General features: G+C 62.9%; 6 protein-coding genes and 3 rRNA genes (1 of these 9 only partly in view). 4 read left to right on the top strand and 5 right to left on the bottom strand.

Features of this window, described 5'->3' with window-relative positions:
- Window positions 1-22 precede the first annotated feature (22 nt).
- Both ACSBPQ_RS14110 and ACSBPQ_RS14115 read left to right on the top strand, forming a co-directional pair.
- Window positions 23-715, top strand: coding sequence for a rhomboid family intramembrane serine protease (locus ACSBPQ_RS14110; RefSeq protein WP_442682725.1), 693 nt, complete (start codon window positions 23-25; stop codon window positions 713-715).
- A 34-nt stretch (window positions 716-749) separates the two neighbouring features.
- Window positions 750-1073 carry a DUF1820 family protein gene (locus ACSBPQ_RS14115; protein WP_442682726.1) on the top strand — a complete coding sequence of 108 codons (324 nt, stop codon included), beginning with the start codon at window positions 750-752 and terminating at the stop codon, window positions 1071-1073.
- Between the two features lie 44 nt (window positions 1074-1117).
- Here the strand turns inward: ACSBPQ_RS14115 and ACSBPQ_RS14120 are convergent, their stop codons facing one another.
- Window positions 1118-2557, bottom strand: a complete 1440-nt coding sequence (locus tag ACSBPQ_RS14120) for a S41 family peptidase (protein ID WP_442682727.1) — start codon at window positions 2555-2557, stop codon at window positions 1118-1120.
- Window positions 2558-2668: 111 nt separating this feature from the next.
- A complete protein-coding gene (locus ACSBPQ_RS14125; protein WP_442682728.1) occupies window positions 2669-3925 on the bottom strand; it encodes a murein hydrolase activator EnvC family protein in 1257 nt (418 codons plus the stop codon).
- A gap of 109 nt (window positions 3926-4034) precedes the next feature.
- Between ACSBPQ_RS14125 and ACSBPQ_RS14130 the strand changes: the two genes are divergently transcribed.
- Window positions 4035-4688 carry a hypothetical protein gene (locus ACSBPQ_RS14130; protein ID WP_442682729.1) on the top strand — a complete coding sequence of 218 codons (654 nt, stop codon included), beginning with the start codon at window positions 4035-4037 and terminating at the stop codon, window positions 4686-4688.
- 52 nt (window positions 4689-4740) lie between these two features.
- Window positions 4741-6447, top strand: coding sequence for a M28 family metallopeptidase (locus ACSBPQ_RS14135; protein WP_442682730.1), 1707 nt, complete (start codon window positions 4741-4743; stop codon window positions 6445-6447).
- A gap of 196 nt (window positions 6448-6643) precedes the next feature.
- Here ACSBPQ_RS14135 and rrf (ACSBPQ_RS14140) read toward each other — a convergent pair.
- The 3 genes from rrf (ACSBPQ_RS14140) to ACSBPQ_RS14150 all read right to left on the bottom strand — a co-directional run.
- A 5S ribosomal RNA gene (gene rrf, locus ACSBPQ_RS14140) occupies window positions 6644-6758 on the bottom strand.
- Between the two features lie 132 nt (window positions 6759-6890).
- Window positions 6891-7005, bottom strand: a 5S ribosomal RNA gene (gene rrf, locus ACSBPQ_RS14145).
- Window positions 7006-7151: 146 nt separating this feature from the next.
- Window positions 7152-9287 (bottom strand): 23S ribosomal RNA (locus ACSBPQ_RS14150); it runs 742 nt beyond the window's last position.

Raw genomic sequence — 9287 nt, forward strand, 5'->3', positions numbered from 1 at the left:
GGAGCGGTTAGGCTAGAGGCGCATGTTCGTCTCCATTCCCTCCCGCAAGAAGCCGGGGCTGCGTTGGGCGGTACCGTTGCTGGTGATCGCGCTGTGGATCGCATTCCTCTGGTCGATCACCCGGCCGAACGAGGCCTGGCGCACGCTGTGGATGAACTGGGGTGCGCTGTCCACCGGCCTTGGAACCCCGCAGGAGGCGTGGGCGGTTTTGCGCGATGGCAGTGCCTGGCGCCTGTTCACCGCGCTGTTCCTGCACGCGGACTGGCCGCACCTGCTCGGCAACCTGGTGTTCCTGCTGGTCTTCGGCCTGCCCGCCGAACGTGTGCTGGGGCCGTGGCGCCTGCTGTTGCTGTTCCTGCTTGGCGGCGCCGCCTCCAACCTCGCCGCGCTGTACGTGATGGGCAAGCCGGACCAGACCATCATCGGCGCCAGCGGTGCGGTATCGGCGCTGCTGGGCACGTATCTGGCGCTGTTTCCCGGCGCCCGGCTGGGCGTGGTGGTGCCGCTGGGGCTGTTCCTGGAATTCATCCGTGCACCGGCCTTCCTGCTGATCGGTGTGTGGGCGGCCCTGCAGGTGGTATTCACCTATATCAGCCCGGGGTTCGGCCAGGTGGCATGGTCGGCGCACCTGGCCGGCTTCCTGTTCGGCATCGTCTACGGCCTGTACGTGCGCGCGGCTATCGCACGGCGGCTGCGCAAGCGCCAGGGCTTCTAGCACCGCTATCGGGAGCGGCTCCTATAATCGCCGCATGACCCAAAAACCGCTTTACAAGATCACTTTCCTCAACCACGGCAAGGTCTACGAGCTGTACGCACGGCGCGTGGGCAGCAGCCATCTGTGGGGCTTCAACGAGGTCGCCGAGCTGGTGTTCGATATCCACGACGGCCTGGTCGTGGATCCCACCGAGGAACGCCTGCGCGAGGAGTTCGGCAATACAAAGGTGCTGCACCTGCCGATGCAGAGCATCGTGCGCATCGAGGAAGTGGAGAAGAAGGGCCTGTCGGCAATCCGCGACGCAGCCACCGGCGAGAAGGTGATCACGCCCTTCCCGATGCCCGGCAAGCCGCGCTGAGTTGAAATGATGCGGCCCCGCAACGCACAGGGCCGCCGCTACGCTTACCTGTCCTCGCCGCCGTCGCTGGCCGGCTTGTCCGCTTCCGGCTGGGCTTCTTCCGGTGTGGCCAAGGCCTCCGGCTTGGCCGGTGCGCTGCCCTGCGGCTGCACCGTTTCCGCCGTGGCAGCCGGTTTCGCCCGTGCCACCGCGGCGGCCACCGAGCCCGGACGCTTGAGTTCCTGCAATGCCGACTGGACCGGCGCCTCGCCCGGCAGCACCGCGCCGGCCTTGATCGCGTCCGCCTCGTCATCCCCGCGCAGATGGCCCGGCAGGCGGGCCTCGCTGTAGTCGCGCAGGCTGGCCGGCAGATCCTTGCGCACTTCCTCCGGGTCCGGAACCAGTTCCACATCCGGCACGATGCCGGTGGCCTGGATCGAGCGGCCGCTCGGCGTGTAATAACGCGCCGTGGTGAGCTTGACCGAATCGCCGTTGTCCAGCGGCAGCACGGTCTGCACCGAGCCCTTGCCAAAGGTGCGGCTGCCGACGATGCGGGCGCGCTGGTTGTCACGCAACGCACCGGCCAGCACTTCCGAGGCACTGGCCGAACCGGCATCCACCAGCACCACCACCGGCGCGTTCTTCAGCAGGTCACCGGGCGTGGCATCGAATCGGGCGTCACTGATGGCGATACGGCCGCGGGTACTGACGATGCCGCCTTTCTCCAGCAGGTCATCGGCCACCTGCACCGCGGCGGTCAGCAGGCCGCCCGGGTTGCTGCGCAGGTCCAGCACCAGCCCCTTGAGCCTGCCACCGGCGGCGGCCTGCAACTGCACGACATGCTTCTGGAAGTCGGCGCCGGTATCGGCCTGGAACGTGCTGATGCGGATATAGCCGTAACCGGGCTCCAGCATCTTGCTGCGCACGCTGGTGATGCGGATGGTTTCGCGGGTGACGCTGACATCGAACGGCGGCTCATCGCCGCGCTCCAGGGTCAGCACCACGGTACTGCCGGCCGGGCCGCGCAACGGCTCCATCGCCTCGATCGCGGAGATCGGCTTGCCATCGATGGCGATGATCAGGTCGCCGGCACGCAGGCCGGCACGCGCGGCCGGGGTGTCGTCGATCGGCGAGACCACCTTCAGCACGTTTTCCTGCTGCAGCAGTTCCACACCGATACCTTCATAGGCGCCGGCGGCCTGCTCGTCGAACGCCTCGGCATCGGCCTTGTCGAAATAGGTGCTGTGCGGGTCCAGCTCCAGCAGCAGGCCGCGCACGGCCGACTGCATCAGCACCTTGTCATCCACCGGCTCGACATAGGCGGCCCGCACCGCGTTGTAGACGCCGACGAAGCGGCGGATCTCGTCCAGCGGCACCCGTGAGGTGACCGACTCCTTGGCATCGGGATCATCCGCCCCCGCTACCTTGGCCGGGGCACTCTGCGCCAGCGTGACCGCTGGGGACAGGGCGAACAACAGCGCAGCTGCAAGACCGGCTACACGCATGAACCACTCCATGAGAAAACAGGGCGCGCGACAGGCGCGTTCCGATTATGCGCGAAGCACGGCTAAATCCGCGTTGAACCGGTGTCTGCGCCGGCAGCGGTACATGCTGCGTTACTGGCGTTGCAGCCAGGTCCCCGGGTCCACCGGCTGACCATTGCGGCGCAGCTCGAAATACAGCGCCGGGGTGCCCTGTCCGCCGGAATTCCCGACCCGCGCCACTGCATCGCCGCGTTTGATGCGCGCACCGGCATCCTTGAGCAGGGTGTCGTTGTGCGCATACAGGCTCATGTAGCCATTGCCGTGGTCGACGATCAGGATCATGCCGTAGCCGGTCATCCAGTCGGAAAACACCACCGTGCCATCGGCCACCGCGGTGATCGTGCTGCCCGCCGCCGCGCCGATCAGCACGCCATTGCTGCGGCGGCCATCCGGCAGGCGCCCGCCATAGCGCGCCAGCAGGTTGCCCGAAAGCGGCCAGCCCAGCCCGCCGACCCTGGGCGCGGCGGCATTGGCCACGACCCTCGGTGGTGTCTTTCCCTGGCTGCCACGTGCACCGCCACCTTCGGCCTGTTTCCCGGCTTCCGCACGACGGGCGGCAGCGCGCCGCTCGGCATCGGCACGGACTGCCGCCGCACGCAGGTTGGCGAGCACACGTTCCAGTCCACGCGCATCCTGACCCAGCGCTTTCTCGCGTTCACTGCGATCCTGGTAGCGGCTGTCCAGCTCCGACAATACCGAAGCACGCTGGCGCCGGTCCTGGGCCAGCGCAGCAGCCTGCTGCCGCTGCTGTTCGCGCGCCTGCTCCAGCTCCTGACTGCGCGCCACAACCTGCTGCTCGGTGACGGCGAGTGCCTGCAGGTCGGCGGTCAGGGCGCTGATCGAGCGGGCACGCTCGCGCTGCAGGTAGCGGTGATAGGCCAGTTCACGGTTGGCATCGGCCACCGTGTCCTGCGCCAGCAACAACTTCAGCGGGGCGTGGCTGCCCAACTGGTAGGCGCTGCGCAGCAACGCGGCCAGTTGCCGGCGTTGCCGGGCCAGCCCTTGCTGCAGTTGCTGCTTGTGCTGTTGCAGCTCGGCCAGAGCCTGCTGTTCACGCTGGATCGCCGCTTCGGCCTCGGCCACCGCGCGACCGCTGTGGGCGACCTTCTGGTCGGCCTCACGCAGCCGCTGGCTGGCCTGGGTACGCTGCTGCTCCAGTTGCCGGCGCTCCTGGGTGACGCCCTTCAGCTCACCACGCAGCTGCTGCAGCTTCTTCTCGGCATCGCGCGGGCTGGTCTGCGCCAGCAACGGACCGGCCAGCAGCACCAGCACCAGCATGCAACCGCCAGACCAGCGCGACAGCGCCGCTGATTGGCCGGGAGTTCGCATGGGGAGAATCTGGCGCAATGCGGTTCCAGTGACTTCAGGCAGGTGCGGATTGTAACCAAGCGTGGTGCCATCGATGCTGGTCCATTGGAATATCCGTCCCGGAGGCTCCATGAAACGTCTACTCCTGCTTCTGGCGCTGGCTGCCGCACTTCCCTGCGCAAGCGCCGCTGACAACATCAGCAAGATCAACGGCAGCATCTCCACCGAGGCCAACAGCAGCTACGGCAACCTGGAAACGGTCAACGGCAGCATCCAGCTGGCCACGGGCGTGCGTGCCGGCGTGGTGGAAACCGTCAACGGCAACATCCACCTCGATGACAACGTGCAGGCGCGCAGCATCGACACCGTCAACGGGCGCATCCGCGCCGGCCGCAACCTGGTCCTGGCGCGCGGGCTGGAAACCGTCAATGGCGGCATCTACGTCGACCGCGGCAGCCGTATCGGTGGCGATGTTGAAACCGTCAACGGCGCCATCGGTCTGGTCGGCACCCAGGTCGATGGCGGGATCGAAACCGTCAACGGCGATATCACCGTGGGCATCGATTCCCATGTCAAAGGCGGCATCACCGTCACCCGTCCGTCCTTCGGCCTGTCGCTGACACCCCCGCGCAAGCCGCGTATCGTCGTCGGTCCCGGTGCGGTGGTGGAAGGCAGCCTGCGGTTCGACCGTGAAGTCACGCTCTACGTCCACGATTCAGCGCGGATCGGGCCGGTAAGCGGCGCCAACGTGCTGCGCTTCAGCACCGGCACCGCGCCGGAATAGATACGTTTCTTTCACAGCTGCACCCGGGAATCAACGCCCAACTGGAGTCTTCATGCATCGCAAACTGTTGTTGTGTCTGGCCATCAGCGCCGCACTGGTCGCCTGCAAGCAGGAATCGCCGACGGTAGCCGCCACTGCCCCGGCACCGGTATCCACGCACGCCTTCACCAGCGCGATCACCGCCCCTGATTTCGGCGAACTGGTCAAGCAGCTGGCCTCGGACGAATTCGAAGGCCGTGCGCCGGGCAGCAACGGCGAGGAACTCACCGTCAACTACATCCGCGACCAGATGCAGCGCATCGGCCTGCAGCCGGGCAACGGCGACAGCTGGTTCCAGGACGTGCCGATGACCGAGACCACGGCAGATCCGGACACCGTGCTGAAGATCCAGCGCAACGGTGCGGCCGAAGAACTGAAGTTCGGCACCGACATGGTCATCGGCACCCGTACCGGACAACCGGAGATCCGCATCGACAACAGCGAGATGGTGTTCGTCGGCTATGGTGTCGATGCTCCCGAGCAGGACTGGAACGACTACGAAGGCCAGGACTGGAAGGGCAAGACCGTCGTCATGTTCGTCAATGACCCCGGCTTCCATACCAGCGACGCCCAGTTGTTCGACGGCAAGCGCATGACCTACTACGGGCGCTGGACCTACAAGTTCGAGGAGGCCGCACGCAAGGGCGCGGCGGCTGCGCTGATCGTGCACGATACCGCCGGCGCCTCGTATGGCTGGGATGTGGTGAAGAATTCCTGGGGCGGTGCGCAGTACGACCTACCGGCAGCCGAGGACAAGGAACCGCGCCTGCAGGCACAGGGCTGGCTCAGCGCCGAGGCCGCCCGCCGGCTGTTCGCCGAGGCCGGGCTGGATCTGGACAAGGCTTACACCGATGCCAACAAGCGCGGCTTCAAGCCCCAACCGCTGCAGGCCGGCCTCTCCCTGGATCTGAAAAGCACCATCGCCGAAAAGAACTCGCGCAACGTGGTTGGCGTCCTGCCCGGTGGCAAGCGCGCCGACGAAGCGGTGCTCTACATGGCGCACTGGGATCACCTCGGCAAGCATGAGGGCCAGGAAGGCGACAATATCTACAACGGCGCGGTGGACAACGCCACCGGCGTGGCCGGCATCCTCGAAATCGCCGATGCGATGGCCCACCAGGCAACGCCGCCGGAACGCTCGGTGGTGTTCCTCGCCGTCACCCTGGAAGAATCCGGCCTGCTCGGCTCGCAGTACTACGTGAACCACCCGTCCTTCCCGCTCGACAAGATCGCCGGCGTCATCAACATCGATGCGATGTCGGTCAGCGGCCGCACCCGCGACATGACCGTCACCGGTTTCGGCAGCTCGCAGCTGGAGGACATCCTCAAGCCGCTGGCAGACGGCCAGAAGCGCACCCTGCGTGCCGAAACCTCGGTGCAGAGCGGGTTCTACTTCCGCTCCGATCACTTCAACTTCGCCAAGGCCGGCGTGCCCGCACTCTATGCCGGCGGTGGTGAAGACCTGCGCGAGGGTGGTATCGACGCCGGGCGCCGCGCCGCTGAAGCCTATGGCAAGGAGCGTTACCACGGGCCAAAGGACGAGTATGACCCGCTGACCTGGAAGCTGGACGGCACAGTCGAGGATCTGGAGCTGCTCTACGGCGTCGGCAAACAGCTGGCCAGCGGTGATGCCTGGCCCAACTGGTACGAAGGCAACCCGTTCAAGGCTCCGCGTGATGCAATGATGAAAGCCGCGCGCGGACACAGCACGGGCGAATAATCCCCGTCATACGCATGGCTGCAGGCAGTGGAACGGATGTCCTGTGACGTCCTCCCCTCGTTAGGACCGGTCGGAACTGGAAAATTCGGCTGCAATCGCGGTAATGCCTCACCCGTAGCGCATATCGTGGATTTTCAGACCATTCTTGCTGCCAATAAAAAACCCCGCTGCGCAGGCAGCGGGGTTTGGGGATAACTCCTGACGATGACCTACTCTCGCAAGGCTTGAGCCCCACTACCATCGGCGCGGCTGCGTTTCACTTCCGAGTTCGGGATGGGATCGGGTGGTGCCACAGCGCTGTTTTCATCAGGAAGCCGGTGGGAGCAGCGCGGTGCGCCAGCTCGGAGGCGGTTTCCATCAGCGCGTACATTCGAGGATGTGCGCAGTGGGTTTTACAAAAAGCAAATCCCCGCAGCCAGAGCTGCGGGGATTTGGGGTAAAGCCCCTGGCGATGACCTACTCTCGCATGGCTTGAGCCACACTACCATCGGCGCAGCTGCGTTTCACTTCCGAGTTCGGGATGGGATCGGGTGGTTCCACAGCGCTAATTTCACCAGGGAGACGGTTGGAGCGTCGCCGACTTTGTTCTTCCGCCTTGGCAGGGAACAAAGCGCATAAAGGCGCCCAGTCTCACATTAGGTCTTGTGACGTAGCGTGCACTTGGATCTATCGACATGTCGTCGGCCAAGGCAACTTGAGGTTATATGGTCAAGCCACACGGATCATTAGTATCAGTTAGCTCAATACATTGCTGCACTTACACACCTGACCTATCAACCACGTAGTCTACATGGTTCCTTCAGGGGGCTTGTGCCCCGGGAAGTCTCATCTTGAGGCACGCTTCCCGCTTAGATGCTTTCAGCGGTTATCGTTTCCGAACATAGCTACCCGGCAATGCCACTGGCGTGACAACCGGAACACCAGAGGTTCGTCCACTCCGGTCCTCTCGTACTAGGAGCAGCCCCTCTCAAACTTCCAACGCCCATGGCAGATAGGGACCGAACTGTCTCACGACGTTCTGAACCCAGCTCGCGTACCACTTTAAATGGCGAACAGCCATACCCTTGGGACCGACTACAGCCCCAGGATGTGATGAGCCGACATCGAGGTGCCAAACACCGCCGTCGATATGAACTCTTGGGCGGTATCAGCCTGTTATCCCCGGAGTACCTTTTATCCGTTGAGCGATGGCCCTTCCATACAGAACCACCGGATCACTAAGTCCTAGTTTCCTACCTGCTTGATCCGTCGATCTTGCAGTCAAGCACGCTTATGCCTTTGCACACAGTGCGCGATGTCCGACCGCGCTGAGCGTACCTTCGAGCTCCTCCGTTACTCTTTAGGAGGAGACCGCCCCAGTCAAACTACCCACCATACACGGTCCCCGACCCAGATAATGGGCCTAGGTTAGAACGTCAAGCACGACAGGGTGGTATTTCAAGGATGGCTCCACTGCAGCTAGCGCCACAGTTTCATAGCCTCCCACCTATCCTACACAGACGAACTCAACGTTCAGTGTAAAGCTATAGTAAAGGTTCACGGGGTCTTTCCGTCTTGCCACGGGAACGCTGCATCTTCACAGCGATTTCAATTTCACTGAGTCTCGGGTGGAGACAGCGCCGCCATCGTTACGCCATTCGTGCAGGTCGGAACTTACCCGACAAGGAATTTCGCTACCTTAGGACCGTTATAGTTACGGCCGCCGTTTACTGGGGCTTCGATCAAGAGCTTCGCCTTGCGGCTGACCCCATCAATTAACCTTCCAGCACCGGGCAGGCGTCACACCCTATACGTCCACTTTCGTGTTTGCAGAGTGCTGTGTTTTTGATAAACAGTCGCAGCGGCCTGGTTACTTCGGCCATCGTCAGCTATAGCCCGCATGGGCCACCGACAATGGCGCACCTTCTCCCGAAGTTACGGTGCCATGTTGCCTAGTTCCTTCACCCGAGTTCTCTCAAGCGCCTGAGAATTCTCATCCTACCCACCTGTGTCGGTTTACGGTACGGTCTGCGTAAGCTGAAGCTTAGGAGCTTTTCCTGGAAGCGTGGTATCAGTGACTCTGTCTTAAAGACTCGTCTCGGTGCTCGGTCTTGAAGGATCCCGGATTTGCCAAAGATCCAAACCTACCGCCTTTCCCCGGGACAACCAACGCCCGGTACACCTAACCTTCTCCGTCCCTCCATCGCACTTACGCGAGGTGCAGGAATATTAACCTGCTTCCCATCGACTACGCATTTCTGCCTCGCCTTAGGGGCCGACTCACCCTGCGCCGATTAACGTTGCGCAAGGAAACCTTGGGCTTTCGGCGTGCGGGTTTTTCACCCGCATTATCGTTACTCATGTCAGCATTCGCACTTCCGATACCTCCAGCAAGCTTCTCAACTCACCTTCACAGGCTTACGGAACGCTCCTCTACCGCGCATCACAAAGTGATGCACCCCAAGCTTCGGTTCACTGCTTAGCCCCGTTAAATCTTCCCCGCAGACCGACTCGACCAGTGAGCTATTACGCTTTCTTTAAAGGGTGGCTGCTTCTAAGCCAACCTCCTGGCTGTCTGTGCCTTTCCACATGGTTTTCCACTTAGCAGTGAATTTGGGACCTTAGCTGTGGGTCTGGGTTGTTTCCCTTTTCACGACGGACGTTAGCACCCGCCGTGTGTCTCCCATACAGTCCGTCTCGGTATTCGGAGTTTGCAATGGTTTGGTAAGTCGCGATGACCCCCTAGCCATAACAGTGCTCTACCCCCGAGAGGATACATATGAGGCGCTACCTAAATAGCTTTCGAGGAGAACCAGCTATCTCCGGGTTCGATTAGCTTTTCACTCCTAATCACACCTCAT

Source organism: Stenotrophomonas sp. JC08, assembly GCF_052180205.1.
Classification (GTDB): domain Bacteria; phylum Pseudomonadota; class Gammaproteobacteria; order Xanthomonadales; family Xanthomonadaceae; genus Stenotrophomonas.

Coding starts and splice junctions, on each gene's coding strand:
- ACSBPQ_RS14110 (WP_442682725.1), top strand. CDS start 23: ATGTTCGTCTCCATTCCCTCCCGCAAGAAGCCGGGGCTGCGTTGGGCG.
- ACSBPQ_RS14115 (WP_442682726.1), top strand. CDS start 750: ATGACCCAAAAACCGCTTTACAAGATCACTTTCCTCAACCACGGCAAG.
- ACSBPQ_RS14120 (WP_442682727.1), bottom strand. CDS start 2,557: ATGCGTGTAGCCGGTCTTGCAGCTGCGCTGTTGTTCGCCCTGTCCCCA.
- ACSBPQ_RS14125 (WP_442682728.1), bottom strand. CDS start 3,925: ATGCGAACTCCCGGCCAATCAGCGGCGCTGTCGCGCTGGTCTGGCGGT.
- ACSBPQ_RS14130 (WP_442682729.1), top strand. CDS start 4,035: ATGAAACGTCTACTCCTGCTTCTGGCGCTGGCTGCCGCACTTCCCTGC.
- ACSBPQ_RS14135 (WP_442682730.1), top strand. CDS start 4,741: ATGCATCGCAAACTGTTGTTGTGTCTGGCCATCAGCGCCGCACTGGTC.